This window comes from Bradyrhizobium sp. MI1.3, assembly GCF_055811695.1.
The window spans coordinates 1-25,950 of sequence record NZ_JBVVPQ010000067.1; the positions used below are offsets into that span (position 1 = coordinate 1).

The following is a 25,950-nucleotide window of genomic DNA, read 5'->3' on the forward strand; positions in this document are numbered from 1 at the left end:
GGATGCGGGAAGATTTCGGGACGTAGGGAAGGCGGGCCCACAATTTCGGAGTCGTCCTGGCGAAAGCCAGGACCCATACCGCGAGGTCTACCGATCTTGCCGTAGTAGCAGTACCGAACGACAAGTCTTCGCCAAACTACTCCCTGGGGTAATGGGTCCTGGCTTTCGCCAGGACGACCACATGAAATGTAGTGCGCCGCTAATGCTTCTGCCCGTACAGCACCGGCACCGCCGAATCCACGATGACCTCCACGAGGCTGGTCCCTTCGAATGCCATTCCGCGCTTGAGCGCCTCGCCCAGTTCGGCTGCCTTGCTCACCCGCACCGCATGGCAACCCAGGCCCTCGGCGAGCCGGACGAAATCGATCCCCGGCAGTTCGAGTCCCGGCACGTTCCTCACCTGCATCACCTGGCTGAACGAGCGCATCGCGCCGTAGCCGGAATTGTTGATGACGACGATGGTGAGCGGCAGCTTGCGCTGCGCGGCGGTCCACAGCGCCTGGATCGAATACATCGCCGAGCCATCGCCGATCAGGCACACCGTGCGGCTCTTTGGTTTGCCGAGCGCCATGCCAACCGCGGCCGGCAGCGAGTAGCCGAGGCCGCCGCTTGCCATGGTGTAGAAACTGTCCTGGCCGCGCATCGGCATGAACTTTTGCATCGCCGGCCGGTGCGAGGGAATTTCCTCGACCAGCGACGCGCCGTCCGGCATCGCCTGCGACAGCGAATGCAGCAGGAATTCGACCGGCAGCGGATCGGCGGCCTGCGGGGCCGGTGGCAGCGTTCGCCCCTTCGGTGCGGCTCGCTGGCTCTCCGGCAGGAGGTCGAGCAGCATTGTGAGCGCCGGCTTCATCGTCGCGATGATGCTGGTTCCGACCGGCGTCACCGCTGCGGCATCCGGGTCGTCCGTGATCTGGAAGATCGTCGCGCCGCCGTCGAAGATCGCGGCGTGGCCTTCGACATGGAAGGTGAACACCGGCGCGCCGATCACGACGACGAGATCGTGCTCGCGCAGGGCGTCCGACAATTGCGCCGGCGAGGCATGCAGGAAGCCCGCGAACTGGGGATGGCGTTCCGGGAACGAGCAGCGCGCCGAAAACGGGCTGACCCAGACGCTGGCCCTGGCCTTCTCGGCGACGCGCACCATCAAATCGACCGCCCCCGCGCGATCGACGCCGGGGCCGACGACGAGGGCAGGGTGCTTGGCCGAACCGAGCGCGGTGACCAGCGCCTTCATCGCGTCAGCCTCGGGCGCTATCTCGCGGCTGACCTTGCGGGCTTCGATGGGAGCTGCGGCATGCGCCCAGTCGTCGACCGGGATCGATACGAAGGTGGGCCCGCATGGCGGCTGCATCGCGGTGTAATAGGCGCGCGCGATCGCGGCCGGCACGTCCTCGGGCCGCGCCGGCTCCACGCTGTACTTCACATAAGGCCGCGGGAATTCGGACGCACGCTCCGCATAAAGGAACGCCTGCAACGGGAGGATCGAGCGCGCCTGCTGGCCCGCGGTGATCACCAGCGGGGTCTGGTTGCGATGCGCGGTATAGATGTTGCCGAGTGCGTTGCCGACGCCGGCGGCCGAATGCAGATTGACGAAGCCGGCATTGCGTGTGGCCTGCGCGTAACCATCGGCCATGCCGACCGCGGAGGCCTCCTGAAGCGCCAGCACATAGTCGATGTCGTCGGGCCAGTCGCTCAGGAACGGCAGCTCGGTCGAGCCGGGGTTGCCGAAGACGCGTCTGATGCCGAAGGAGCGCAGCAGGTCGAGTGTCGCCTGCTTGACGGTGACGGATTTGCTGCCGCTCTTGCCGTTTTTGGACATGGTTTCCGTTCCCTGATGTTTATCGGCTATCAGCCCCACCGTCATTGCGAGGAGCCCTTGCGACGAAGCAATCCAGACTGTTACCGCCGAGGGACTCTGGATTGCTTCGCTACGCTCGCAATGACGAGGAGGAAGCAGCAGTGTATCACCACACCGCGGTCCCCTTCATCGTCGGCTGCCCCTCCGCGTTTGCCGTCCACAGCTCCATGCCCGCCTCGGTCTCATTGGCGTTGATGGAGAGCTCGCTGCCCTCGAACAGCGGCTGCACCCCGCGATAGATAAACTTCTTCGGCGGCTTGCCGCCGCGCAGCTTCGCGGCCATCTCGATGATGAACGTGGCCTGCAACGGCCCATGGAAGATCAGGCCCGGATAGCCCTCGACCTTGGTCACGTAGTCGCGGTCGTAATGGATGCGGTGGCCGTTGAAGGTCAGCGCGGAATACCGAAACAGCAGCACGGGATCCGACACATGCGTCTCGCGATGCTGCGCCTTGGGCGGCGGAGGCGGGGCCTTTGCCGTCGCGTACGTCGTCGTCATCTCGCGATAAACGATGTCCTGCCGCTCGCGGATGGCGATGCCGCGCGGCGAGGAGATGCTGTGCTCGACCGAGACGAAGCACAACGTGCCGGTCGAGCCTGATTTCACCTGCACGTCCGCAATGCGCGATGTCCGCGTCGATTCGTCGCCGACGCGCAGCGGCTGCAAAAATTCGATCTCGCCGCCGGCCCACATCCGGCGCGGCAGCGGCACCGGCGGCAGGAAGCCGCCGCGGGTGGGGTGGCCGTCGGGCCCGAGCATCGACATCGGAAACACCGGCTGCGCCAGGCACCAATGCACCGTGAACGGCGCCGCGTCGCCCGGCTTGGGCGCGCCGACCTCCTGGAACAGCGTCGCGCGCAGACCCTTGACGAGCTGCGCGGTGATGGTGTCGGTGGCCTCTTCGCTGCGGCCGATCCACTGCCTGAGATGGTCGATGTCGAGCTTCTCGGTCATGACGCCTCGCTCTTGTTATTTCCTGGATTGGGGATTTTCGCCGATCCCCGGCACCGCACCATAGCTGCGCGTCTCGCCGACAATGATCGGCGCCGGCGCGGGATAGCTGATGCGTCCCTGCGGCGTGTCGACCTCGATGCGGCGCAGATGCGGATGATTGGTGAGGTCGGCCATGGTGTTGACCTCGGCAAAGGCGATGTCAGCATCGGACAGCCGCTTCAGGAGCTCGTCGCGCGTCATCTTGCCGAAGGCATCCGCCACCGTCTTGTCGGTGAAGTCGCGGTGGCGCACGCGCTCGACCATATTGGCAACGCGGGGATCGGCGGGCAGATCCGGCTGCTCCAGCACTTTTGCGCAAAGCGTCTTCCACTCGCGCTCGCTCTGGATCGAGATCAGAATATCCTTGCCGTCGCTGGACGTGAACACGCCATAGGGCGCGATCGAGGGATGGCGGAGTCCCATGCGCTTGGGCGGATTGCCGGCTTCGGAGTTGAGCAGCGGCACGGTGCACCAGTCCGCCATCACGTCGAACATGGAGATGCGGATGTCGGCGCCCTTGCCGGTGCGTCCGCGCCCGATCAGCGCCTCCAGGATTGCCGCATGCGCAGTGGCGCCGGTCGCGACGTCGACGATCGACATGCCGACCCGTGAGGCACCGTCGGGATTGCCTGTGATCGAGGCAAGGCCGCTCTCGGCCTGGATCAGCAGATCATAGGCCTTGCGGTGCGCGTAGGGACCGTCGTCGCCGTAGCCGGTGATCGTGCACGAGATCAGTTTGGGATAATCCTTCAGCAGCCGCTCGCGCGAAAAGCCGAGCTTGTCCATCGAGCCGGGCTTGAGGTTCTGGATCAGCACGTCGGCGCTGGCGATCAGTCTTTCCAGTTCGGCGCAGCCTTCCTTGGTGGCGAGATCGACCACGGCCGATTGCTTGCCGCGGTTGAGCCACACAAAGTAGCTGCTCTGCCCCTTGGCCGCCGCGTCATAGCCGCGGGCGAAATCGCCTTCCGGCCGCTCGATCTTGATGACTTCCGCGCCGGCATCCGCCAGCCGCGACGAGCAGAATGGCGCCGCCACCGCCTGCTCGACCGCAATCACCCTGATCCCGTCAAGTGCTCCCATGATGGCTGCCTCAGTACGAGCGGGGCATGCCGAGGACGTGCTCGGCGATGAAGGACAGCACGAGGTTGGTCGAGATCGGCGCCACCTGATAGAGCCGCGTCTCGCGGAATTTGCGCTCGACGTCGTACTCCTCGGCAAATCCGAAGCCGCCATGGGTCTGGACGCAGGCGTTGGCCGCTTCCCAGGACGCATCGGCCGCGAGCATTTTTGCCATGTTGGCCTCCGCGCCGCAGTCGAGCCCGGCTTCGTATTTGCGCGTCGCTTCCTTCACCATCAGTTCGGCCGCGCGCATCGCGGCGTAGGCCTTGGCGATCGGAAACTGGATGCCTTGGTTCTGGCCAATCGGCCGGCCGAAAACGCTGCGCTCCTTGGCGTAGTTGGTGGCCTTGGCGATGAACCATTTGGCATCGCCGACGCATTCGGCCGCGATCAAAATGCGCTCGGCATTCATGCCGGAGAGGATGTAGCGAAAGCCCTTGCCCTCCTCGCCGATCAGATTCTCCGCCGGCACCTTCATGTCGGTGAAGAACACTTCGGTGGTGGCGTGGTTCATCATGGTGCGGATCGGGCGGATCTCGAGGCCCTTGTTCTTGGCCTCGCGCATGTCGACGATGAACACCGAAAGGCCATCGGTGCGCTTCTTGACCTGGTCCTTCGGCGTGGTCCGCGCCAGCAGGAGCATCAGGTCCGAATGTTCGGCGCGGCTGGTCCAGATTTTCTGGCCGTTGACGATGTAGCCGGCATTGCCGTCCTTGCGCGCAAAAGTCTTCAGCGAGGTAGTGTCGGTGCCGCTGGTCGGCTCGGTGACGCCGAAGGCCTGCAGGCGCAATTCACCGCTCGCGACCTTCGGCAGATATTTTGCCTTCTGCTCGTCATTGCCGTGCCGCAGCACGGTGCCCATCGTGTACATCTGGGCGTGGCAGCCGCCGCCGTTGCAGCCCGCGCGCTGGATCTCTTCGAGGATCGCGGCGGCCGCTGAAAGCTTCAAGCCCGCGCCGCCATATTCCTCGGGGATCAGCACCGAGAGATAACCGGCCTCGGTCAGCGCGTCGACGAAGGCCTTGGGGTAGCCCATCTCGCGGTCGAGCTTGCGCCAGTATTCGCCGGGAAACTGCGCGCAGAGCTTTGCGACGGCTTCGCGGATGTCGGCGTGATCTTCGGTGTGGTGTTCTTCACTCATGGGGTTTTCCCGTATGTGCGGCAGTTAGGATAACGCCGGCCGATCCTCTGGCGTTGTGAAAACAATGCCAGCCCCCTATGCTCATTTGCTATAGCGTATGGAGTAGCCTTCCAGGATTGGCAAGCATGGATTTCCGTCAGCTCAGGACCTTCAGTTGCGTGGCGGAGCTCGGCAGCCTCTCCAAGGCGTCCGACACGTTGCGTGTGGCGCAGCCGGCGCTCTCCAGGCAGATCAAGCTCCTGGAACACGAGCTGCGCACCGAATTGTTCACCCGCAACGGCCGCGGCATGGTGCTCACGGATGCCGGCCGCCTGTTGCTGGCGCGCACCTCGGGCATCGTGCGGCAGATCGACCAGATCCGCGACGATATCCAGTCGTCCAAGGGGCCGCCGTCCGGCCAGGTCGTGCTCGGCCTGGTCCCGACCGTGAGCTGCGTGCTGTCGGCGCGCTTCGCGCGGCGCTGCGTCGAAAAATTCCCGGGCATTTCGCTGCGCATCGTCGAGAGCTACAGCGGCCATCTGGTCGAATGGCTGCATCGCGGCGAGATGGATCTCGCCATCCTCTACGGCCGCTCCGCCGATCTGCATCTCAACGTCGAGAGCTTGGGGCGCGACAACATCGTCGCGGTGGGTCCGCGCGGTTGTGGCCTCGCGCGCAAGAAGAGCGTCGATATCGGCTGGCTGCTGCGGCAGCGGCTGGTGCTGCCCAGTCATTCCCACGGTCTCCGTGCGCTGATCGAGCACGCGGCGGCGCAACGCAAGATCAAGCTCAACGTCCAGCTCGAGGCGGATTCATTCCGCGTGCTCACGAGCCTCGTCGAGGAAGGCCTCGGCTTCGCGCTGCTGCCGCCCTCGTCGGTCCACGCCGAGGTCGCGGACGGGCGGCTGGAAACGGCCGTCGTCTCGAAGCCGATGACGCGCGAGCTCATATTCGCCTCTCCGATCGATCGTCCGGTCTCGACGGCCTCGGTTGCCGTCACCGCCCTCCTGCGCGAGGAGGTCGCCGCCTGCCGCAAGGACGGCGTGTGGGACATCAAATTGAGTTAGATGTGCCGGTGCGGTTTAGGACAGAAGGCCGTGTGCGACCCATCGCATGTTGTGCGAGCTGTCATGCCGGAATTTTATAGCTGGGTTCGTGCGTCGCCAGTTTGGCGCGCACGTGCCGCCAAAACCTCGTCATTGCGAGCGCAGCGAAGCAATCCAGCAATCTCTCCGCCGCGGCGGTCTGGATTGCTTCGTCGCAAGGGCTCCTCGCAATGACGGAGGATAGAGCTCAGGCCGGAATCCTCACCGGCAACGACTCATACCCCTTGATGAAGCTCGAATAGATCCGCTTGGGCTCGCCGACCACCTCGATGCGGTCGAAACGCTTCAGCATCTCTTCCCAGACGATCTTGAGCTGGAGCTCGGCGAGGCGCATGCCGACGCAGCGGTGGATGCCGAAGCCGAAGGAGAGGTGGGTGCGCGGCCGCGGGCGGTCGATGATGAATTCGTTCGGCCTCTCGAACATCTCCTCGTCGCGGTTGCCGGAGACGTACCACATCACGACGCGGTCGCCCTTCTTGATGTGTCTGCCGCCAACGTCAGTGTCCTGCAGCGCGGTGCGCCGCATATGTGCGAGCGGAGTCTGCCAGCGGATCACTTCGGGCACCATGGAATCGATCAGTTCCGGGTTGGCGCGCAGCCTGTCGTACTGCTCCGGGTTCTCGTTCAATGCCAGCACCGAGCCGGTCATGGTATTGCGCGTGGTGTCGTTGCCGCCGACGATGAGCAGGATGATGTTGCCCATGAGATTGTCGGGATCCATGAACCGCGTGGCGTCGTTGTGCGCCATCAGCGACAGCAAATCGTTGCGCGGCGCGGAGTTGACGCGCTCGTTCCAGAGCTTGGACATGTAGGCGTAGCATTCGTCCATCTCGCGGCGGCGCTCTTCGGCCGAGGCAACAATGCCGCTCTTGGGTAGCGCGGTCGCGACATCTGACCAGCGCGTCAGCTTGCGCCGTTCTTCCCAGGGGAAGTCGAACAGGGTGGCCAGCATCTGCGTCGTCAGCTCGATCGAGACGCGCTCGACGAAATTGAAGGTCTCGTTGCGCGGCAGATTGTCGAGCACGGTTTGCGAGCGCTGGCGGATCAGTTTCGCCAGTTCGTCCAGATGAGTCGGCGTGAACATCGGCGACACCGTCTTGCGCTGCGACGAATGACGCGGCTGGTCCATGGCGATGAAGCTCGGCCAGTCATAACCTTCCGGCACGTCGCGGATGCCGATGCCGCCGAGCGTCGAGTCAGAGGAGAACAGGCCGTGGTTGGTGTCGACATGCATGATGTCGTCGTACTTCACCACCGACCAATACGGCTCGATCGGCGCGTTGGTGCAGTAATGCACCGGCTCTTCCTTGCGCAGCCGCTCGAACCACGGCCACAGGGTGTCATCCTGGAACAGCCTGGGCGCGCCCGGGTGGAACTGCGCCAGCGGCGTCGCATAGGCCTCCTCGCGGGCCCTGCGCATGCGTTCGGCCTTGTCCACTTGAACCGGCGCTTGGATGTTCATGGTCGTAGCTCCAGTGTTTCTCTTTCTTCGCCTCTCCCCGCTTGCGGGGAGAGGCCGGAATTCGCGCACCGCGCGGATTCCGGGTGAGGGGGACTCTCCGCGAGTCGGCGGCTACTTTTCTCGCGGATAGAGCCCCTCACCCCGACCCTCTCCCCGTAGAACGGGGAGAGGGAGTAATCTCACGCCGCGATCTTCACCGGCAAGGTTTCGAGACCCTTCACGAAACTCGAATAGACCCGCTTGGGTTCGCCGACCACCTCGATATGGTCGAATCGCTTGAGGATCTCTTCCCAGATAATCTTGAGCTGGAGTTCGGCAAGCCGCAAGCCGACGCAGCGGTGGATGCCGAAGCCGAACGAGAGATGCGTGCGCGGCCGCGCGCGGTCAATGATGAATTCGTAGGGCTTTTCGATCGCGTCGGCGTCGCGGTTGCCCGAGACGTACCACATCACGACCTTGTCACCTTTCTTGATCTGCTTGCCGCGGAACTCGAAGTCCGCAAGCGCGGTGCGCCGCATATGGGCCAGTGGCGTCTGCCAGCGGATCACTTCCGGCACGAAGCTGTCGAGCAGCACGGGGTTTTCGCGCAGCTTGCGATATTGCTCCGGATGCTGGCTCAGCGCGTCAAGCGAGCCGGACATGGTGTTGCGGGTGGTGTCGTTGCCGCCGACGATCAGAAGGATGAGATTGCCGAGGAAGTTTTTCGCGTCCATGTCGCGCGTCGCGGCGCCATGCGCCATCATCGACAACAGGTCGCTCTTCGGCGGCTGCTCGATGCGCTCCTTCCACAGCCGCGCGAAATAGCCGGCGCATTCGGTGAGCTCGGCCTGACGCTCGTCTTCGGTGGCGACGAGGCCGTCGGGTCCGGGAATGGTGGTCGCGATGTCCGACCAGCGCGTCAGCTTGCGGCGGTCCTCCCAGGGGAAGTCGAACAGCACCGCGAGCATCTGCGTGGTGAGCTCGATCGAGACGCGGTCGACCCAGTCGAACACCTCGCCGCGCGGCAGATTGTCCAGGCACTCGGCCGAGCGCTTGCGGATGCTGAGCGCGAGATTGTCCAGATGCGTCGGCGTGAACATCGGCGCCACGGTCTTGCGCTGCGCCGCGTGGCGCGGCGGGTCCATCGAGATGAAGCTCTCGCGACGCAGTTCCGGATCGATGTCGCGGATGGTGATGCCGCCGAGCGAGGAGGCCGAGGAGAATACCGAATGATTGGTCTCGATCTCCATGATGTCGTTGTAGCGCGTCACCGACCAATACGGCCCGAACATCGAGTCCTTGCAATAGTGCACGGGATCTTCGCGGCGCAGGCGATCGAAATAGGGCCAGAACGTATCGGTCCTGAACAGCTCGGGGTCGCCCGGATCGAACTGCTCCAGCGGCAGTGACGTTGCGCGTGCGCGCAACGCGTCGAGCTTCGCCGCGCTTTCGATGGTCCCATGCATGACCGCTCTCCCTGACATAACCGCGCGTTCTCGTTGAATTCTGCGCTGCGGTATTTGATTTGCAATTACAGCCGGTTGTCTGCGCCGGAGCAAGGGCGAGTTTTGCCACATGGGTGTGAAGTAGCCCGGATGGAGCGAAGCGAAATCCGGGATTCGGGCGGCCACTGCCGCTGTCCCGGATTGCGCTGCGCTCCATCCGGGCTACCAGACATTCGCGAACGTGATCTCGCGCACGCCCACGGCTGCGAAAACGCGCCAAAAATTGACCGGAATCGAGCCAAATCGAACCCGCCCATCTTGGGGATCGACTAATCTCTGATCTATAGTTTGATCGAACCAGGTCCGCACCCCGAGGTTGCCACCGTGAACGATATGCAATGGACGCCCATCGGCTCCGAACCCTTACCCCCGCCGCTGCCGCCCACGGGGGTCGATTTCACCGGCAACCGCACCGAGTTTCGCAAATTGGTTACCAAGGGTGCCCTGCTCGAGCTCGTCACCTTTGGCTTCTACCGGTTCTGGCTCGTCACCGACATCCGCCGTCATCTGTGGGCGAACACTGCGGTCGACGGCGACGCCGCCGAATATACCGGGCGGGCCAAGGAGCTCTTGGTCGGCTTCCTGTTCGCGCTCGCGATCCTGGTGCCGATCTACCTCGCTTACTTCCTTGTCGGCATCGAGTTCGAGCGCTGGCAGGGCTTTGCCTCGACGCCGCTGTTCATCAGCTTCTACGCTTTCGGCCAGTTCGCGATCTTTCGCGCGCGGCGCTATCGCCTGACGCGGACGGTCTGGCGCGGCGTGCGATTCTGGATGGATGGATCGGGCTGGGCCTATTCGTTCCGCGCCATGCTGTGGGGCTTGCTGGTGTTTCTGACGCTTGGGCTCGCATTGCCATGGCGGGAGGCCTCGCTCGAACGCTACAAGATGCGGCACACCCATTACGGCGATTTGCGCGGCGATTTCGCGGCTGACGGCTGGACGTTCTTCAAGCGCGGCTGGTGGCTGTGGCTGCTGAGCCCGATCGCGATGGTGATCTTTCCGCTCGCGCCGTTCGTCTATGCCGAGTTCAAGGCGCGCGAGTGGCGCTGGTGGCTCGACGGTATCCGCATCGGCGATGTCAGCGTGTCCTCGCAACTTCCGCACAACGCATTTTACGGCCTGTACTGGAAGGTGATCGGCTGGTGGATGCTGCTCTCGGTCATCTTCGCCGCTTATGTCGGCGGAGCCACCATGCTCGTCGTCAAGCTGAGCGGTCTTTCGGTCGAGCAGGCGTTGGGGCCCGGCAATGCGGCCAAGAGCATCCCGACACTGGTGATGATGGTCGTCGGCTACCTCGCACTCGCCCTGGCCCTCAACATCGTCATGCGGGTCTATCTCCAGCGCGATCTCTGGGCCAAGGTGCTGGAAACGGTCGATGTGCACAACATCGCCGCCGCCGCGGACGTGCGCGGCAGCGCCGAGCTTGCCAGTGCGCTCGGCGAAGGCTTTGCCGATGGACTCGATGTCGCGGGATTCTGAGCTGTGAGTGACGTATTCGCCGAAGCCCCGGCGCAGTCCGCAAAGCCGACGATCTTCTTCGACGGCGTGTCGAGCCGCAGGCGGCAGGTGGCGCTGACGCTCAGTGACGCGCTCGAGATCCTCGAAGAGGGTGCGACGCCCGTTCGCTGGAACTATGCCGACATCCGCCGTGCCGACAGCCCGCCCGGCATTTTGCGGCTCGCCTGCGGTTCCGCGCCGCCGCTGGCGCGGCTGGAAATCCGCGACGCTCTGCTCGCCTCAGACGTGACCGCGCGCTGCATGCGGCTCGACGACCACCAGACTTCGCGCCGCGGCGTCGCAAAAATCGTCGGCTGGTCGATGGCTGCCGCCGTCTCCATCGTCTGCGTCGTGCTGTTCGGCGTGCCGCTCGCTGCCGACCGCCTGGCGCCGCTGGTGCCGAAACCGATCGAGCGGCGCATTGGCGATGCGTCGGAGGTTCAGGTGAAGACGATCTTCGGCCGCAATGCGTGCGAGGATGCGGCGGGGAAGGCGGCCTTCATCAAACTCGTCAATCGGCTGCGCGGTGCCGCCGGCCTCGACGACGATTCCATGACCGCGGGCGTGCTGCCGACCCCGGTGCCGAACGCGTTCGCACTGCCGGGCGGCAAGGTCTTCGTGCTGAAGGGCCTGCTCGACAAGGCCGAAAGCCCGGACGAGCTCGCCGGCATCCTCGCCCACGAGCTCGGTCATCTCAAGCATTACGACAACATGCGCGGCCTGATCTATAACGGCGGCACCTCGTTCCTGATCGGCCTGTTGTTCGGCGACGTCACCGGCTCGAGCGCCGTGATCTTCGCCTCGCGCAGCGTGGTCGAGGCTTCCTATTCACGCGAAGCCGAGACCGCTGCGGATACGTTTGCCATCGAGATCATGCACAAGCTCGGCCGTTCGCCGAAGCCCGCAGCCGAATTGATGTTCCGCATCACCGGCAAGGAAGGCGGCGGCCTCACGTCGATCCTGGCGAGCCATCCGCTGACCGAGGACCGGCTCGCGCGCATGACGAAGGAGGATCGCCCCGCCAGCGGCCCGCCGCTGCTGACGGATGCAGAGTGGCGGTCACTGAAGGGGATCTGCGGCAAGATCTGAATCTCTTGCCGCCGACGCGTCGGCCCCGCGCCAAATCATCGATCGGCGAGGAACGATCCCTCGGCGTGTGGTTATCCCCCGATAGACAGCGGGAATGTTCCTCATGGCTTACGGTCGTTTCGTCACGATGATCGCGGCTTCCACCGTGATCATGTTCGGTCTGATGTATCTCAACACCTTCGCTCTGGATCACGTCTGGTACAGCCAGACCCGGACGTGGATGGCGTTGCTGATGGGCGCCGTCATGGCCGCCGTGATGCTCGCTTTCATGTGGGGCATGTACAGGAACCGCACGGCGAACGTCGCCATTCTGGCCGCCAGCGCCGTCGTGTTTGCGGTTTCGCTCTGGCTCGTTCGAAGCCAGCAGACCGTGACCGACGTCGCGTATATGGAGGCGATGATCCCGCATCATTCCATCGCGGTTCTCACCAGCGAGCGCGCGCACATCAGGGATCCCCGCGTCCGCAAGCTGGCCGACGACATCATCGAAGCCCAAGTGCGGGAGATCGGCGAGATGGAACGGTTGATCGCCGACCTCAAGGAGAAGCCCGCGCCCGCGGATGCGAAGGATCTGCCGCCGCGGCCGCCGACCTGACGGAGCGGCCCTCGTATCACTTTGCCGGGGCGGCCGGATTGGTTGAGCCCGTGGTGACGCTCGGCGCGTTGTTCGGGCTGGTGGTCGTGGTCTGGGGACCGACATCGCGTCCATTGTAGAAGAAGACGGCCGCGACGACGGCGATCACGAAGATCGCGCCGATCGCCCAGCCCACCGGGCTGTTGAGGCGTGCTCTGTCTACTCTGCGGTCGTCATCCTGATAGGTCATCGTGCTCTCCATCGTAGAGCAGGAAAACCTTGCGCGAGCGAAGCTGTTCCTAATGTGACGCGGTTTGCAGGCCGACGCTTATCTCGTCCCGTAGGCGCGGTCGCCGGCGTCGCCGAGTCCCGGCAGGATAAAGCCGTTCTCATCGAGACCTTCGTCGACTGCGGCCGTCCAGATCGGGACGTCCGGATGCAGTCCGCGCAGCCGTTCGAGCCCTTCGGGGGCGGCGATCAGGCAGGCGAGGCGAATGTCCTTGGCGCCGCGCTCCTTCAGCCGGTCGATTGCGGCCACAGCCGTATTGGCGGTCGCAACCACCGGCGTTACCACGATCGCCAGGCGTTCGCCGAGATCGGACGGCGATTTGAAGAAGTACTCGACCGCCGCAAAACTGTGCGGCTCACGATAGAGGCCGATATGCGCAACGCGCGCGGTCGGCACCAAATCCATCATGCCGTCGACGAAGGTCGTGCCGGCCCGCAGCATCGGCACGAAGACCAGCTTCTTGCCGGCAATCTTGGCCGAATGCATCGTCGCCAGCGGCGTGTCGATAACGGTATCGGCGAGCGGCAGATCGCGCGTCACCTCGTAGCACAGCAGCATGCCGATCTCCTTGATCAGCTCCCGAAACGATTTGGTCGAGATCGATTTGTCCCGCACCAGGGTCAGCTTGTGCTGCACCAGCGGATGATCGACGATCGTGACGCCTTGCATGACGGGATGCTCTTGCTTTTGCCCTTCTCCCCTTGTGGGCGAAGGTGGCGCGAAGCGCCGGATGAGGGGTCTGTTTCCGCGAACTCGAACGAGAGACTAGAACACCGTGCCGTCGCTGATCACCTTGAGCGGCGGCGAACCGTCGGGCCGGCGCGCGAAGGCGATGGCGCGGCCCGCGGCCCAGGTGCCGCCTTCCAGAATGCTGGCGAGCGGCAATGTCTCAGGCGTGCGGCCGAGTTTTGCGCGGACCAGTTCGGCCAGGCGATCGAGCAGCGCCACGGTCAGCGCGCGCCACTCGACGACAAGCAGGGAGTCCACCGCATGCGCACGTTCGGCGTCGGCGGCGTCGCGCAGGCGCAGCACCTCGTGATCGACGAACAGGCCGCCATTGCGATACTCGGCAAGCCCGGTCAGGCCGTCGATGTCGGTCACGTCAATTCCGGCGCGCTGGAGCGGTTCGATCAGCGAATAGCTCAGCCATTGCGACAGCTTGTGCAGGGGCACGAGGCCCGAGGTCGCATCGCTGGCCTTGATCGCCGGATGGCGCCAGCAATCGCCGAGCGGAATTCCGGCAAGCTCCAGTCGAGACGGCCAGATCGGTCCGAGCTGGTTCAGCACTGCGGATAGGATCGCGGGCGCGGGAACCGCGCCGCCATTCGCCTGTGCCGCGATGTGATCGAACAGGCCGCCCGGCCGCGGCGTGTCGTGCGAGCCGAACACGTCGGCGCGCTCCGCCACCAGCTTGCCCAAGCGCCGCAGCAGATCGGTCCGCCCCTCGAGCCCGAGCAGCGGATTGGTGTCGCTCACTTGAAACGCCGAGCTGAGCGCGGCGAGCGGCAGTTGCGCGAGCACGTCGGCATCGGCCCTGAAGGGCGCGCGGGCATCGCGGGAGAAAAGACCGCTCGCATACATGTCGAGACTTGCAATCGCGAGTCCCTCCGACCGGCCGATCTCTTGTCGCGTCACAGCGTCGCGGTATCGCCACGCCGCACCCGCGCCGGCATCGAGCAGCACGCTGACGATGGCAAGGTCGAACTCCGCGCGCGCCCGCGCCGCGCGATCGGGCCACGACGCCGCGTCTGCAAGCCGCGCCCAACGGTCGACGCCGCCAAGCACAAAATGGCGCCACCGCGCATGGAACGGAATCTCCAGCGTCGGATAGGCCTTTCGCGTCACCGCGAGCACGGCATCAGCAACGCCGTCCATGCGATCGAGATCAACAGTGAAATGGGTGAGTCCGCCGGCAAGGCCGATGTCAAGTATCTCCCCGGCACGCGCGCGAACCGCTGCTGCGCTGAGCAGCGAACGGGCCTGCAATTCCAAAGCGTCTGCCATCAATCGATCAGTATTTTTCCAGCGAACGCCCGACAACGCCGTCGACGTCCTTCTCCGGCGCGATGTCGGTGGAGTAATAGCCGGCGGCCTTCTTCGCGGCGATCTCGACATAGGCGTCGGCGGGAATGAGCTCGGGCGGGATCGGCACGCGCTCGACGATGTCGATGCCCTGCGATGTCAGCGCGTCGTGCTTCATGTCGCTCATCGAGAGGAAGCGGTCGATGCGCTTCAGGCCGAGCCAGTGGATGGTATCGGGCATCAATTGTTGGAAGCGGGCATCCTGGACGCCGGCGACGCATTCGGTGCGCTCGAAATAGGCGGCGGCCGCATCGCCGTCCTCCTGGCGCTTGCGCGCATTGTAGACCAGGAATTTCGTGACCTCGCCGAGCGCGCGGCCTTCCTTGCGGTTGTAGATCACGAGCCCGAGCCCGCCCTCCTGCGCGCCGCGCGCGGATTCCTCGATGCCGTGGATGAGGTAGGGACGGCAGGTGCAGATGTCGGAGCCGAACACGTCGGAGCCGTTGCACTCGTCATGCACCCGGCAGGTGATCTTGGTGCGATGGTCCGGCAGCTTTGTCACATCGCCGAACATGTACACTGTGGTGCCCCCGATCGGCGGCAAGAACACCTTCATGTCCGGCCGGGTCACCAGCTCGGGGAACATGCCGGCGGTCTGCTCGAACAGCGTGCGCCGCAGCTCGGTCTCGTTGGTCGCAAAGCGTTCCGCAAGGCCCGGCAGATACCAGACCGGATCGATCGCGATCTTCACCACCGACACACTGCCATTGGCATGCACGACGTCGCCGTCGGCGCGCAGGCGCTTGGCGGCGAGCGCCTCGCGGATCTCCGGCAGGTCGAGCCGCGCGCGCGTTACCGCGATGCTCGGCCTGATGTCGATGCCCTCAGCAATGTCCTTGCCGAAATTCTCGGCGACGAGATGCCCCCAGGGATCGAGCGCGACGATTTTTGCGGGATCGCGCCATTGCTCGAACGGCCCGATGGTCGCGGCCGGAAAGGTGTTGGTGAGATCGGGCCTGCGAATCGGATCGAGCGCGCCGGCGGACACCGCGAGCGCGCGGTACATCGCATAGGAGCCGCCATGGCTGCCGATCACGTTGCGATCGGCGGCGCGCGATACCGTGCCGATGATCGGCCCGCGGATACGCGCGTCGGCTGCGCCCCAGTGGATCGGGAAGGCGGCTGTCCTGCCCGGCTCCGGATGGGAGGTGAGGCGGATGTGGTCGGTACGGTTCGCGCGGCTCATGACCAAACTCCCAAAAAGCCAACGGCCCGCCGCTCGGACGGGCCTGGCTCTGCGGCGTTGCCGATGCGGTCACCGGCGACGCAATCCAACATATTGTAGCGGCCAGCCACGACAGACAAGTTAATCGTGCTGCGCAGGGCAGGCGGCTTGCGGCCAAATCCCCATCATCACCGAGCCAGCAGGGGCTGCGTGAGAGCCACGCTACCGCACGGGCCGACCCCGGTGAGATCGCTGTAAGCCGATGAAGTAATTATCTTTTTCGTGCTTTCAAGGGGGCGTGCACGGATGGTGCGGCGGGCGTCGAGTTTCCGGACAAAACGTGTCATCAAACCAAACCTACAGATCGCCTTTGCCTCTGCCTTGGAGACCGCCATGCCCGCCGCCGCCTACATCGACCCTCGCAACGGAAAGCTCTATCCGCTGGACCAGCCGCGCTGGTGTTCGGACGAGCGCACGCCGCTGCTGGTGACGCCGGGGACGGGGATCTCGCGCGAGGACATTGACAGCCGGGCGCGCTCACTCTGGCGCTACCGGGCGGCGCTCCCGGTCGAGATCAAAACTCCGATCACGCTCGGCGAAGGCTGCACACCACTGGTGCAGCAGGCCTGGGGCGAACTGCGCCCGTTCTTCAAGCTCGAATGGTTCAACCCGACCGGCAGCTTCAAGGACCGCGGCTCCGCCGTGATGCTGTCCTTTCTTCGGCAGATTGGCGTCGACGCCATTCTGGAGGACTCGTCCGGCAATGGCGGCTCGTCGATGGCGGGGTTAGGTGCCGCCGGCGGCATGCGCGTGAAGATTCTCGCGCCTGCATCGACGTCACCGGCCAAGATCGCGCAGGTCCGCGCTTATGGCGCGGCGGTGCAGCTCGTCGAGGGCCCGCGCGAGGAATCGGAGGCCGAGGCCATCCAGCAGTCGAGCCAAACCTTCTATGCCAGCCACAATTGGCAGCCGTTCTTTCTCGAAGGCACCAAGTCGCTCGCCTACGAGATCTGGGAAGATCTCGGCTTTCGCGCCCCCGACAACGTCATCGTTCCCGTCGGCGCCGGCAGCAGCCTTTTGGGTTGCGCCTTTGGTTTCCGCGAGTTGCTCAAGGCGGGCCAGATCGCCAGGCTGCCGCGCCTGTTCGCGGCGCAGCCGCTCAATTGCTCGCCGATCGATGCAAGCTTCAAGGCCGGCGTCGACACCCCTGTCGCGCGTGAGGTCAGCAAGACCATCGCCGAAGGTACCGCGATCAAGCATCCGCTGCGCCTGCGCGAGATCATCGCCGTGTTGCGCGAGAGCGGCGGCGGCACCGTAGCGCTCACCGAGGACGAGATCGTCGCCGCGCTGCGGCGTCTTGCGCGGCAGGGCCTGTTCGCCGAGCCGACCAGCGCCAGCGCTGCCGCCGCGCTGGACAAACTATCCGTCGCCGGTGCCATCAAGGCGAACGAGACCACGGTCGCGGTCCTCACCGGCACCGGCCTCAAGGCCGCGACCATCGTTGCCGATCTTGTGCAATAAGGCGGTCTCTTCCGTTCTCCCCTTGCGGGAGAAGGTGGCGCGAAGCGCCGGATGAGGGGTTGCTTCTGCGGATTCGAAAGCCAAAGGTTCGCGCGTGGAGAGAGACCCCTCACCCGTCTCGCCGCTTCGCATCGAGCCACCCTCTCCCGCAAGGGGAGAGGGAAAGCGTCGCCTCATTCCTTCAGATCGTTGACACGCCTCACCCACACGCGCACATCGGCGAGCACGTCGGGCAGCGCCGCCTTGACCTCCTGTACGGTCATGCCGGCCTTGATGCGGGGATCGTAGAGCAGGTTGAGGATGTACTGGTCGTAGACGTCGAAATAGCCCATCGAGACGTTGTCGTTGAACATGGTCCAGGGCACGCTCGCGGTGTCGTTGATCGGGCCGAGCGATTGCAGCAGCTCCTCATAGGCGCAGTCGAGGAAGGTGAAATCGCCGTTGTCGACCGTGAGAATGACGTCGGAATGCTCGATCTCGAAATTGTCGTTCTTGCGGAAGCCGGACAGGCATTGCGGATCGAGCGAGGTGCGGATCTCGCGGGCCTTCTCCGCACCGTAGAAGCTCGAGATGGTGCGGAACAGATCGCGGTCGCGCACGAGCTTCACCCGCACATTCGCCGCCTCGCTGCTGTCGATCATGGCGATGTCGAGATGCTGCACGTGCTTGCCGATGTCGGCCACGACTTTTGCGAGCTGCGCCTTGCGGTCGGCGCGGTCGCTCTCGGCGAACACGCGCACCGGCCCGTCAAACTTGCGGATGCGGTCGACACGACCGGCAAGGTGATATTCGGCGCCGAACGCCGTCTTCAGAAAGCCATCGACGATCTCGCCGTCGGTAAAGCTCTTCTTCTCGGCGCGCTGACGCGAGACGATCGCGGGCAATTCCCCCGCGACGGCGATGGTAGCGGTGTCAGGGGCAAACGCGACGGTGGCGAGCGCCAGCAGGGCGATGCGAAAGCCGGACGAAGGCGGGGCTAATGCGCTCATTGCCAAGCGACGCTGCCGTATTCGCGTCGCGCGCACAAGACCGCATATCCACGCGCCCGTCGGTTCCTGCTAGTTGTTCAGCACGACCACGGTGGTGCCGACTCCGACGCGGCCGTAGAGGTCGGTGACGTCGTCGTTGGTCATGCGGAAGCAGCCCGAGGACACCGCCTGGCCGATCGTCTCCGGCTCGTTGGAGCCGTGGATGCGGTAGAGCGTCGAGCCCAGATACATTGCGCGCGCGCCGAGCGGATTCTCGACACCGCCCTTCATGTGGCGCGGCAGGTCCGGCCGGCGGGCCAGCATCTGCGACGGCGGCGTCCAGTCCGGCCATTCCTTCTTGGCGGTGATCCTGTGCACGCCGCCCCAGCGGAAGCCGTCGCGGCCGACGCCGATGCCGTAGCGCAGGGCCTGGCCGTTCTGGAGCACCAGATAGAGCCGGCGCTCCGAGGTGTTCACCACGATCGTGCCGGGGGCGTAATTGCCGTTGTACATGACGGTGGTGCGGGGGACCGGGCTCGAGCCGCCGCGGAAGAAATTCGGGCCGCCGCCCATGATGTCGCGCGAGTCGAACTCCTCGGCGAAGGCGCCGCCGGCGGTGGCCGACAGCAGTGCGATGGCGGCAATCGGCGCGGCAAAATACCGGATCATTGTTCCCCCAGCAAAAAATCGATTCAACTGAAGTTACAGGCCATATTTGCGGGCTTTCCGCAAGCCACGGCCCCGTGAGGGAGGCATCCTTAATGAAGGAAGTTACCAAATCGGCAACCGCGCCAGTTGGAAGAAAACGTTAGTCAAACCGGCGCATCGCTGCGCGGGGCAGGGCGGCGATGCCGGCTATTGCTTTGACGAGACGAGCGAACAATGATTGATCGGACGGATTGTTGGAACATTGCCGGTTGCGGGAGCTGATGGATGAACGGTGCGGAAAGTCTGGTGCGGACGATGGTCAAGGGCGGGGTCGACGTCTGCTTCTCCAACCCCGGCACCTCCGAGATGCATTTTGTCGCAGCGCTCGACCGCGTGCCCGGCATGCGTTGCGTGCTCGGCCTGTTCGAAGGCGTGGTGACCGGCGCCGCCGACGGCTATTTCCGCATGAAGGGCACGCCGGCCTCGACGCTGCTGCATCTCGGTCCCGGCCTCGCCAACGGCCTTGCCAATCTGCATAACGCCAAGAAGGCGAATTCCGGCATCGTCAACATCGTCGGCCAGCATGCCGTCTACCACATCGGCTACAACGCGCCGCTGACCTCCGACATCGAGGGCCTGGCCCGGCCGATGTCGTCCTGGGTCCGCACCTCGCCGGACTCCAAATCGGTCGCCGCCGACGGCGCCGCGGCGATCGCCGCCGCCAAGAGCGCGCCGCCGCAGATCGCGACCCTGATCCTGCCCGCCGACACCGCCTGGAACGAAGCGGATGGCATCGCGGAGGTTCCGGCCGAGCAGCAGCGCGCGAGCTATTCGCCGCAGGCGGTCGAGCAGGCCGCAAAAATCCTGCACGGCGACGGCGAGGGCACGCTGCTGCTGATGACCGGCAGTGCGCTGAGCGAGCAGGGCCTGGCGCTGGCCGAGCGCATCGCCGCCAGGACCGGCTGCACCGTGATGGGCCCGACCTTCCGTCCGAGAATGGCGCGCGGCCGCGGCCGCTTCTCGATCGATCGCATCCACTACGTGATCGACAACGCGCTGCAGATGCTGGCGAGGTTCCGTCACATCGTGCTGGTCGAGTCCGACGATCCCGTGGCGTTCTTCGCCTATCCGAACAAGCCGAGCATCCTCAAGCCCGAGGGCTGCGACGTGCATCGCATGACCTCCTGGGGTGAGAATTCGGTCGCAGCGCTGGAAGCGCTCGCCGGCGCGGTGAAGGCCAGCGCGAAGGACGTCAAGCCGCAGGCTTCGGCCGAACTGCTCAAGCCGACCGGCGCACTGACCCACGCCTCGATCGCCCAGTCGATCGCCTATGCGATTCCCGAGAACGCAATCCTGGTCGACGAATCCCTCACCACCGGCCGCGCCTTCTTCCCGCCGACGGCGGCGGCTGCTCCGCACGACTGGCTCCAGAACATGGGCGGCTCGATCGGCTTCTCGACGCCGCTCTCGATCGGTGCCGCGATCGCCTGCCCGGACCGCAAGGTGATCTGCATGGTCGGCGACGGCAGCGCGATGTACACGATCCAGTCGCTGTGGACGCAGGCGCGCGAAAACCTCAACATCGTCACCATCGTGTTCGCCAACCGCATCTACCAGATCCTGCGCGGCGAGTTCGACAATGTCGGCGCCGGCGAGCCCGGCCAGCGCGCCAACGACATGCTTCGCCTCGACCGGCCGACGCTGGATTTCGTGGCGCTGGCCAAGGGCATGGGCGTGCCCGGCCGCGCCGTCACCAACGCGGACGAGTTCAACAAGGCGCTGGCCGAAGCCGTCGCCGAGCCCGGGCCGCGGCTAATCGAAGTCCAGATGTAGGTCTGGTCGATCGCGCCGCGAATTCCGGCCTCATCCTGAGGAGCCCGCGTACGCGGGCGTCTCGAAGGATGGTGACAGGCGGGATACGGGCCTTCATGGTTCGAGACGCGCGTTCCGCGCTCCTCACCATGAGGGTCCGGTGACGGCGCATCGGAATGCGGGTGATGAGCCGGGGGCAAGATGCAGACCGAGCTGAACAAGGTGATAGCGGCGCTCCGGGACTTCTACGCCCACGAAGCATTCCTGTTCGAGAAGGACATAGGGGAGCGTGCCATCACGCACCGCTTCGCCGTGCATCTGGAGAAGCAATTCTCCGGCTGGTCGGTCGACTGCAACTACGACCGGCTCGGCGAGCGTACGCTGCATCTGCCGCACGGCACCATCGTCTCGACCGACGATCATCTGGGCAAGTCGATCTACCCTGACGTCGTGGTGCATCAGCGCGAGATCCCGAACAACCTACTCACCGTGGAGATCCGCAAGGCGAGCAATCACACCGCGCTCGACCACGACCAGCACAAGCTGATGGCGCTGACCGATGCGCATGTCTGGTTCGCCTATTGGATCGGCGTGCTGCTGGTGCTGGACAAGCACCATGTGACGATCTCGGAGGTCTATGTCGGCGGCGTCCTCGATCAGCCGCTGTCGCGCTGGTTCGCGACGCGGCTGGAGGAGGTTGGCCTCGGGACGGCGCGGTAAGGCTCGTGCCGAGATTGTCGCCTTCAATTCGGCTATTGGGTCGGGTCATAACCCAAGCGCGATCTCGGCCCATTTCAGCATGCGGTCGCTATTGAGGAATGACAGCACCGCCGGCTCCAGTGACGCGGTCGCGCCCGGTGCGAGCAAGGCCGTCGCGGCGACCATGTCGCAGCGTTGATTGAAGGCGAGTGAGAGCGCGGCCTTGGGGGTCCCCTCGACGCGATAGGCCCTGCTGCGGCCGCGCATCGGACCGACGACGATCTCTCGGCCGGCAGCCGTCGGCGTTGCCTTCCCAATCAGCGCCAGGTCGCCCATCTGTTCGAGGTCGCCGTCGTCGGCAACGCCGGTGGCGCAATTGCAAAAGCCGAGCTTGGGGCGAACGTAGAGCAGGACCTCGCCGCCGCAATCTTCGGCCTTGCAGCGAAACGCCTTTCCTTTCCCCCAGGGATCCGCGCCGAAAGGCCAGTCGATTTCCGTCCACACCGGGCGGACCTCGCCGGAGGCCGCTGTTGCGCGTGCCGGTTCGCCGGATCGCGATATCCAGAGCGCTGCGGCTGCGCAGAGCAGCGCAGTGGCTGCGCTGATTGCAACGAATTTGCTTGTCAGGCGCATGGAAGCTGACGCGGCACCTTTGCTAATTCTGAGCCATCAACTTTCGAGCGGCCGCGAGGTCTTCTCGCGACGAGTCGCCATTTCTCGCCGTTTCGACGATCTTCGCGTAGTACTGGCGGGCCTTCACAGTATCCCCCGCTTTCTCGGCCGCGTGAGCGGCGCCGATCGTCGCGCCAAAGCGGTTCGGCTCCTTGCGCATGGTGCTTTCGAACGCGACCAATGCCTCCGTCGCCATGCCGCGTTCGAGCAGCATGGTCCCGTAAAGCTCGCGTGCGGGGGCGAGCGGACCCGGCGTCACGATGGATTTTTCGGTCTTGTCTTCGGCATCGGCGGCAAGGCGCATCGCTTCCAACGCATCCGCCTGTTTCCCCAAGGCGTTGAGCTGCCAGGCTGTAGCGACCTGCCGCTGAATGTCCACGATTTCGGCCCAATAGGCGTCCTTGTCCTGCTGCAGCTTGTCCCGCAACTCCGCCAGCTTGGCGATGTCCGCCGCTGCAGCGTCTGCATTGCCGGAGCGCGCGGCGCCAAGGGCGCGAGCGAAATAGGTGATCGCATCGACATAGGCAAACCGGCTCGGCTCGACTTTCAGCGCGGCAGCGCCCTGCCAATCACCGCGTTCGACCATATAGCGCGCCTGGCTGGCCGCTATCGCGTAGGGTCCGGCGCGGACAGCCGGCGCATAGCCCGTGGTCGCAATCATATCCGCGATGACCTCGCTGGCTCGGCTGTCCTGCGCAAGCTGGAGCAGGGCGTAGACCATATAGTCGTCGGCATGCAGCTGCTCGCTCGGGTCCTTGCCCTCCTTGGCAGCCTTGGCGGAACGGCTATTGGCGTCGATGGATTCGTTCCAGTAGCCGACGCGCGTGAAAATGTGCGACGGCATATGCAAGGCGTGCGGTGCCGCCGGCGCGATCTCGGAATAACGCTTGGCAGCGTCGAGTCCTTGCTCTGCGATCGCCGGATAGTCATAGAGATGGATCAGGTAATGTGCGACGCCGGGATGCCGCGGCTGGCGCTTGAAGATCGGCTCCAGGATAGCAGCGCCCTTGAGCTGGTTGGCATAGGTCTTGTCGTTTGGCGACGCCGTGACGTTCAGCGTGATGGCGTAGGCGATCTGTGCCTCGTCATCATCGGGATAGCGCGCGGCGACGGCTTCGGTTGCCTTGAGATAGGACTGCGCGCGCTGGCCAAACGTCGTCTTTTCGTCGCCCGAATAGAAGGCCCACAGCGCGTCGATATAGTCACGTTCGCGTTCGCTCTTAACGCCGAGTGCCTTGGCCTTCTGCAGCGCGGCGAGACCTGCGGTGAGGTTTTCCTTCGGCGCGGCAAAATGCGGATTGTACAGCAGGCTCAGGGCAATGCCCCAATAGGCGATCGCGCATTCCGGATCGGCCTGCAGCGTCTCCTCGAAAATTTCCTTTGCGGGCCGGTACCAGAACGAGTGCTGATAACGCATCCCGCGATCGAAGCGGCGCTGCGCCACCTCGTTGCAGGAGGTCTGGAAGTGCACCTTGCCAAATTGCTCATCGGTCCCGTCCTCCGCGCGTGCGGCAGGCGTGCCGGAAATCGAGCCTAGGGCAGCGAGGGCGAGAAGTGAGACGGTTCTCAAGGCGAGCGCGCGCATCGGCCCCTCCGTTTTCTGTTCAGAATAAATCTGGTCAGATGGCGCCGATAAAACCGAGGGCGCCGAAGTTCGTATTGCTGAGATTGGCAATGGCAATTGTTGCTAAAGGATTTCTCCATTCGAGATGCGAGTCAACAGGAAGCGGACAGATTTGCGTTAGGGAAGCACGCCTGCCAGGATCCATCCGCCCGCCCGTCGAGGCGAGTGGGCCACAAGGCCGCTCGCACGACGAGCGGCCTTGCATCATCGTCCGTCACCCGCTCAATGCAGCGGATCGCCCTGGCCGAGCGCGTAGGCGACGAGGTCCTTCAACGCGAAGCCGGAGCCGGTCACCGGCGTCCATTGCGGGTCGAGCGACAGCACGGAGGAATTGTCTCCGAACATCATGCCGAGGAAGACCTCGGCGACGATGCGACCGCCGACCGGTCCGAGCTGCGGTGTCCTGACCGTGGCGGGCCCGCCGGTAGCGGGGATCGCCATGTCCGTCGCGTTTTGCCGCGCCTCGGCCAGGATGTAAGCCCACAGCGGGCAGTTGCCGGCGAACACGCCGTTCGCGATGCTCGCGATCTTGACTTGCGGATCGCCCGTCCCGGGCTCGTCGACGGCCTTGCCGATGATGATCTCGTCGTCGGTCAGCGGCGTCAGGTTCATCGCCCTGGCGACGGCCTGGCCCGACGGCAGTCCGAGCCGCCAGCTGCGCTCGAGATTGCGCAGCGCCAGCGACGCCGGATTGGAGGCGACTTCCGGGGGCAGCTTGCGCAGCGGGTCCACCAGCGAGGCATCGATGCGATAGGCGAACTGCAGACGCCTCTTGTTGTCGGGATTGGTGTCGTCGTCCTCGATGCCGTAGGGGCGCGTGTCGAGATCGATGAAGCGGCCCCAATCCATGGCGCGTCCCGGTCCCATCGCACGGAAGCCGGTCAGTGCGTTTTGGTCGGGATTGTTGGGGTCGGGGAAGATCTGCAGCAGCATGTTGGCCGCGTCGTTCAGCCGGTAGCCGGGGCGGATCATGGAGTGCCCGAGCCGGTAGGCCGCGACCGAGAACTCGACCGGCATGAACGGATAGGTCTTCCAATGGTAGTAAGCGAGCTTGCTGCGGTCGTAGTGACCCGCGGTCTTCAGCTCGTCCAGCACGCTGGCGTGGACGATGCGCGGCAGGAAGTCGTTCAGCACGACATACTGATAGTGGAATCGAACGCGCTGCTGCACGTCTTCGAACGACAGGCTGTCATTGTCGTCGACCATGCGGTTGTGAAAGCGCAGCATCAAGGCCTGGAATTGCGAGACGATGCTGTTCTCGTCGTTGCGGGGATCGCCGATCAGCGCGCGGCCCTTGAAGCGCGGCAGGTCGACGGCATCGGGCACGCCCGCGCCGGTGACCTTCTCGCCGAGCCGGAATTTGATGCCGTCATACATGTAGGGCTGGTCGTTCGGACCGCGGCCGTAGACATTGTCCATGTCGAGCGACGGCGTGCGGAAGTCGACGAGCCCGTCGGGATCCTGCTGCTTGGTCAGAGAGCTGACCGGATCGAAAGTGATGTCGTGATCGACGAACTGGCCGAAATAAGTGTAGAGCGAAGGAATGCCGCTCTCTTCCGCGTCCGGCCCGTCCTTCGGCCCGTCGAAGCCGGCGATCATCTTGTCGGCGAGCGCCGACAGGTTTGCGATCGTGCCGGAATCGTTCGGGCCGAATTTGGCCGGTGCGAGCTTGCGGAACATGCGGCCGAAGCGGCCTTGCGAAAGCGGCGAACGCGTTGCGTTCAGACCGCGCGGAACAATTGCGTGGCGGCTGCTCATTGAAACACCTTCCTGAAAAGTCGAATGAAACAGATCGGGCTAAAGTTTCTCGCGCTGGGGTTTGCAGCCTAGGCGCGATCACGCCTGCCACGAGCGAGATGGATCACAATTGCCCGGCATCGAAATTTTCGGAAGGTGCGCCTTGCCCGCAAGCCGCGGCTGCGCATCGTGAATTTCTCCGTGGCGATGACGGATAACATTCTCGTCATCGACGGACGCAGGCGGCTTCGCACCGTTTCAATTCGCCGGGGCGTCGGCGAAGCGGATCGGCTTCACGTAGAAATTGTGGCGGGGGGGGGGGGGGGGGCCCCCCCCCCCCAGGGGGGGGGGGGGGCCCGGGGGGGGGGAACCCGAGGGCGGGGGGGTGGCGGCAAAAAAACAAGTTGCGGGGGGGGGGGGGGGGGCC

The 25,950-nt window shown here is 64.8% G+C and carries 22 protein-coding genes; 7 read left to right on the forward strand and 15 right to left on the reverse strand.

What is annotated here, in order from left to right; genetic code table 11:
* Positions 1-199: 199 nt before the first annotated feature.
* The 4 genes from mdlC to AC0L3A_RS32375 form a co-directional block, all read right to left on the reverse strand.
* Entirely contained in the window at positions 200-1,822 is a 1,623-nt protein-coding gene (gene mdlC / locus AC0L3A_RS32360) for a benzoylformate decarboxylase (protein WP_035995260.1), read from the reverse strand.
* Positions 1,823-1,967: 145 nt separating this feature from the next.
* Entirely contained in the window at positions 1,968-2,816 is an 849-nt protein-coding gene (locus AC0L3A_RS32365) for an HTD2 family dehydratase (protein ID WP_007596502.1), read from the reverse strand.
* Between the two features lie 15 nt (positions 2,817-2,831).
* Positions 2,832-3,935, reverse strand: coding sequence for a CaiB/BaiF CoA transferase family protein (locus AC0L3A_RS32370; protein WP_007596501.1), 1,104 nt, complete (start codon positions 3,933-3,935; stop codon positions 2,832-2,834).
* A 10-nt stretch (positions 3,936-3,945) separates the two neighbouring features.
* On the reverse strand, positions 3,946-5,115 hold the full coding sequence (locus AC0L3A_RS32375; protein ID WP_007596500.1) for an acyl-CoA dehydrogenase family protein: 1,170 nt from the start codon (positions 5,113-5,115) through the stop codon (positions 3,946-3,948).
* Between the two features lie 125 nt (positions 5,116-5,240).
* Between AC0L3A_RS32375 and AC0L3A_RS32380 the strand changes: the two genes are divergently transcribed.
* The gene (locus AC0L3A_RS32380; RefSeq protein ID WP_007596491.1) at positions 5,241-6,161 is read left to right on the forward strand and encodes a LysR substrate-binding domain-containing protein; all 921 of its coding nucleotides are present in this window, start codon (positions 5,241-5,243) and stop codon (positions 6,159-6,161) included.
* Between the two features lie 226 nt (positions 6,162-6,387).
* Here AC0L3A_RS32380 and AC0L3A_RS32385 read toward each other — a convergent pair whose 3' ends face one another.
* Positions 6,388-7,662 carry a cytochrome P450 gene (locus AC0L3A_RS32385; RefSeq protein WP_007596489.1) on the reverse strand — a complete coding sequence of 425 codons (1,275 nt, stop codon included), beginning with the start codon at positions 7,660-7,662 and terminating at the stop codon, positions 6,388-6,390.
* Positions 7,663-7,841: 179 nt separating this feature from the next.
* Positions 7,842-9,107, reverse strand: a complete 1,266-nt coding sequence (locus AC0L3A_RS32390) for a cytochrome P450 (RefSeq protein WP_007596487.1) — start codon at positions 9,105-9,107, stop codon at positions 7,842-7,844.
* Positions 9,108-9,479: 372 nt separating this feature from the next.
* Here AC0L3A_RS32390 and AC0L3A_RS32395 point away from each other — a divergent pair, with 372 nt between their 5' ends.
* The 3 genes from AC0L3A_RS32395 (at position 9,480) to AC0L3A_RS32405 (ending at position 12,327) form a co-directional block, all read left to right on the forward strand.
* Positions 9,480-10,625 carry a DUF898 family protein gene (locus AC0L3A_RS32395; protein WP_473255890.1) on the forward strand — a complete coding sequence of 382 codons (1,146 nt, stop codon included), beginning with the start codon at positions 9,480-9,482 and terminating at the stop codon, positions 10,623-10,625.
* Positions 10,626-10,628: 3 nt separating this feature from the next.
* Positions 10,629-11,732, forward strand: a complete 1,104-nt coding sequence (locus AC0L3A_RS32400; RefSeq protein ID WP_473255884.1) for a M48 family metallopeptidase — start codon at positions 10,629-10,631, stop codon at positions 11,730-11,732.
* 103 nt (positions 11,733-11,835) lie between these two features.
* Entirely contained in the window at positions 11,836-12,327 is a 492-nt protein-coding gene (locus AC0L3A_RS32405; protein ID WP_007596484.1) for a DUF305 domain-containing protein, read from the forward strand.
* 16 nt (positions 12,328-12,343) lie between these two features.
* Here the strand turns inward: AC0L3A_RS32405 and AC0L3A_RS32410 are convergent, their stop codons facing one another.
* From AC0L3A_RS32410 to AC0L3A_RS32425, 4 genes are all read right to left on the reverse strand, one after another.
* Complete coding sequence (locus AC0L3A_RS32410; protein ID WP_007596483.1) at positions 12,344-12,556, reverse strand: hypothetical protein; 213 nt, start codon at positions 12,554-12,556, stop codon at positions 12,344-12,346.
* 78 nt (positions 12,557-12,634) lie between these two features.
* Positions 12,635-13,264 (reverse strand): uracil phosphoribosyltransferase, encoded by a 630-nt coding sequence (gene upp / locus AC0L3A_RS32415; protein WP_219683054.1) that lies wholly within the window; start codon positions 13,262-13,264, stop codon positions 12,635-12,637.
* A gap of 96 nt (positions 13,265-13,360) precedes the next feature.
* Complete coding sequence (locus tag AC0L3A_RS32420) at positions 13,361-14,599, reverse strand: URC4/urg3 family protein (protein ID WP_007596480.1); 1,239 nt, start codon at positions 14,597-14,599, stop codon at positions 13,361-13,363.
* A gap of 7 nt (positions 14,600-14,606) precedes the next feature.
* A complete protein-coding gene (locus tag AC0L3A_RS32425; RefSeq protein WP_007596478.1) occupies positions 14,607-15,863 on the reverse strand; it encodes a GTP cyclohydrolase II in 1,257 nt (418 codons plus the stop codon).
* Positions 15,864-16,235: 372 nt separating this feature from the next.
* Between AC0L3A_RS32425 and AC0L3A_RS32430 the strand changes: the two genes are divergently transcribed.
* Complete coding sequence (locus AC0L3A_RS32430; protein WP_035993571.1) at positions 16,236-17,363, forward strand: threonine synthase; 1,128 nt, start codon at positions 16,236-16,238, stop codon at positions 17,361-17,363.
* 173 nt (positions 17,364-17,536) lie between these two features.
* Here the strand turns inward: AC0L3A_RS32430 and AC0L3A_RS32435 are convergent, their stop codons facing one another.
* Both AC0L3A_RS32435 and AC0L3A_RS32440 read right to left on the reverse strand, forming a co-directional pair.
* A complete protein-coding gene (locus tag AC0L3A_RS32435; RefSeq protein WP_007596475.1) occupies positions 17,537-18,352 on the reverse strand; it encodes a DUF2927 domain-containing protein in 816 nt (271 codons plus the stop codon).
* A gap of 69 nt (positions 18,353-18,421) precedes the next feature.
* Complete coding sequence (locus AC0L3A_RS32440) at positions 18,422-19,000, reverse strand: L,D-transpeptidase (protein WP_007596474.1); 579 nt, start codon at positions 18,998-19,000, stop codon at positions 18,422-18,424.
* 264 nt (positions 19,001-19,264) lie between these two features.
* Between AC0L3A_RS32440 and AC0L3A_RS32445 the strand changes: the two genes are divergently transcribed.
* Both AC0L3A_RS32445 and AC0L3A_RS32450 read left to right on the forward strand, forming a co-directional pair.
* Entirely contained in the window at positions 19,265-20,812 is a 1,548-nt protein-coding gene (locus AC0L3A_RS32445) for an acetolactate synthase large subunit (RefSeq protein WP_007596473.1), read from the forward strand.
* A gap of 180 nt (positions 20,813-20,992) precedes the next feature.
* Positions 20,993-21,511: a hypothetical protein gene (locus AC0L3A_RS32450; protein WP_007596472.1), complete on the forward strand. Its 519-nt coding sequence runs from the start codon at positions 20,993-20,995 to the stop codon at positions 21,509-21,511.
* Between the two features lie 45 nt (positions 21,512-21,556).
* Here AC0L3A_RS32450 and AC0L3A_RS32455 read toward each other — a convergent pair whose 3' ends face one another.
* The 3 genes from AC0L3A_RS32455 to AC0L3A_RS32465 all read right to left on the reverse strand — a co-directional run bounded on the left by AC0L3A_RS32455 (position 21,557) and on the right by AC0L3A_RS32465 (position 25,544).
* Complete coding sequence (locus AC0L3A_RS32455; RefSeq protein WP_007596470.1) at positions 21,557-22,123, reverse strand: hypothetical protein; 567 nt, start codon at positions 22,121-22,123, stop codon at positions 21,557-21,559.
* 22 nt (positions 22,124-22,145) lie between these two features.
* The gene (locus AC0L3A_RS32460; RefSeq protein ID WP_007596468.1) at positions 22,146-23,747 is read right to left on the reverse strand and encodes a tetratricopeptide repeat protein; all 1,602 of its coding nucleotides are present in this window, start codon (positions 23,745-23,747) and stop codon (positions 22,146-22,148) included.
* 261 nt (positions 23,748-24,008) lie between these two features.
* The gene (locus tag AC0L3A_RS32465) at positions 24,009-25,544 is read right to left on the reverse strand and encodes a peroxidase family protein (protein WP_007596466.1); all 1,536 of its coding nucleotides are present in this window, start codon (positions 25,542-25,544) and stop codon (positions 24,009-24,011) included.
* Positions 25,545-25,950: the final 406 nt, after the last annotated feature.

What these genes read in the sequence shown, in the direction of transcription:
- AC0L3A_RS32370 (WP_007596501.1), bottom strand. Translation starts at nt 3,935, where the DNA reads ATGGGAGCACTTGACGGGATCAGGGTGATTGCGGTCGAGCAGGCGGTG.
- AC0L3A_RS32420 (WP_007596480.1), bottom strand. Translation starts at nt 14,599, where the DNA reads ATGGCAGACGCTTTGGAATTGCAGGCCCGTTCGCTGCTCAGCGCAGCA.
- AC0L3A_RS32435 (WP_007596475.1), bottom strand. Translation starts at nt 18,352, where the DNA reads ATGAGCGCATTAGCCCCGCCTTCGTCCGGCTTTCGCATCGCCCTGCTG.
- mdlC (WP_035995260.1), bottom strand. Translation starts at nt 1,822, where the DNA reads ATGTCCAAAAACGGCAAGAGCGGCAGCAAATCCGTCACCGTCAAGCAG.
- AC0L3A_RS32380 (WP_007596491.1), top strand. Translation starts at nt 5,241, where the DNA reads ATGGATTTCCGTCAGCTCAGGACCTTCAGTTGCGTGGCGGAGCTCGGC.
- AC0L3A_RS32440 (WP_007596474.1), bottom strand. Translation starts at nt 19,000, where the DNA reads ATGATCCGGTATTTTGCCGCGCCGATTGCCGCCATCGCACTGCTGTCG.
- AC0L3A_RS32425 (WP_007596478.1), bottom strand. Translation starts at nt 15,863, where the DNA reads ATGAGCCGCGCGAACCGTACCGACCACATCCGCCTCACCTCCCATCCG.
- AC0L3A_RS32405 (WP_007596484.1), top strand. Translation starts at nt 11,836, where the DNA reads ATGGCTTACGGTCGTTTCGTCACGATGATCGCGGCTTCCACCGTGATC.
- AC0L3A_RS32455 (WP_007596470.1), bottom strand. Translation starts at nt 22,123, where the DNA reads ATGCGCCTGACAAGCAAATTCGTTGCAATCAGCGCAGCCACTGCGCTG.
- AC0L3A_RS32465 (WP_007596466.1), bottom strand. Translation starts at nt 25,544, where the DNA reads ATGAGCAGCCGCCACGCAATTGTTCCGCGCGGTCTGAACGCAACGCGT.
- AC0L3A_RS32430 (WP_035993571.1), top strand. Translation starts at nt 16,236, where the DNA reads ATGCCCGCCGCCGCCTACATCGACCCTCGCAACGGAAAGCTCTATCCG.
- AC0L3A_RS32395 (WP_473255890.1), top strand. Translation starts at nt 9,480, where the DNA reads ATGCAATGGACGCCCATCGGCTCCGAACCCTTACCCCCGCCGCTGCCG.
- AC0L3A_RS32450 (WP_007596472.1), top strand. Translation starts at nt 20,993, where the DNA reads ATGCAGACCGAGCTGAACAAGGTGATAGCGGCGCTCCGGGACTTCTAC.
- AC0L3A_RS32445 (WP_007596473.1), top strand. Translation starts at nt 19,265, where the DNA reads ATGAACGGTGCGGAAAGTCTGGTGCGGACGATGGTCAAGGGCGGGGTC.
- AC0L3A_RS32385 (WP_007596489.1), bottom strand. Translation starts at nt 7,662, where the DNA reads ATGAACATCCAAGCGCCGGTTCAAGTGGACAAGGCCGAACGCATGCGC.
- AC0L3A_RS32375 (WP_007596500.1), bottom strand. Translation starts at nt 5,115, where the DNA reads ATGAGTGAAGAACACCACACCGAAGATCACGCCGACATCCGCGAAGCC.
- upp (WP_219683054.1), bottom strand. Translation starts at nt 13,264, where the DNA reads ATGCAAGGCGTCACGATCGTCGATCATCCGCTGGTGCAGCACAAGCTG.
- AC0L3A_RS32390 (WP_007596487.1), bottom strand. Translation starts at nt 9,107, where the DNA reads ATGCATGGGACCATCGAAAGCGCGGCGAAGCTCGACGCGTTGCGCGCA.
- AC0L3A_RS32410 (WP_007596483.1), bottom strand. Translation starts at nt 12,556, where the DNA reads ATGACCTATCAGGATGACGACCGCAGAGTAGACAGAGCACGCCTCAAC.
- AC0L3A_RS32365 (WP_007596502.1), bottom strand. Translation starts at nt 2,816, where the DNA reads ATGACCGAGAAGCTCGACATCGACCATCTCAGGCAGTGGATCGGCCGC.
- AC0L3A_RS32460 (WP_007596468.1), bottom strand. Translation starts at nt 23,747, where the DNA reads ATGCGCGCGCTCGCCTTGAGAACCGTCTCACTTCTCGCCCTCGCTGCC.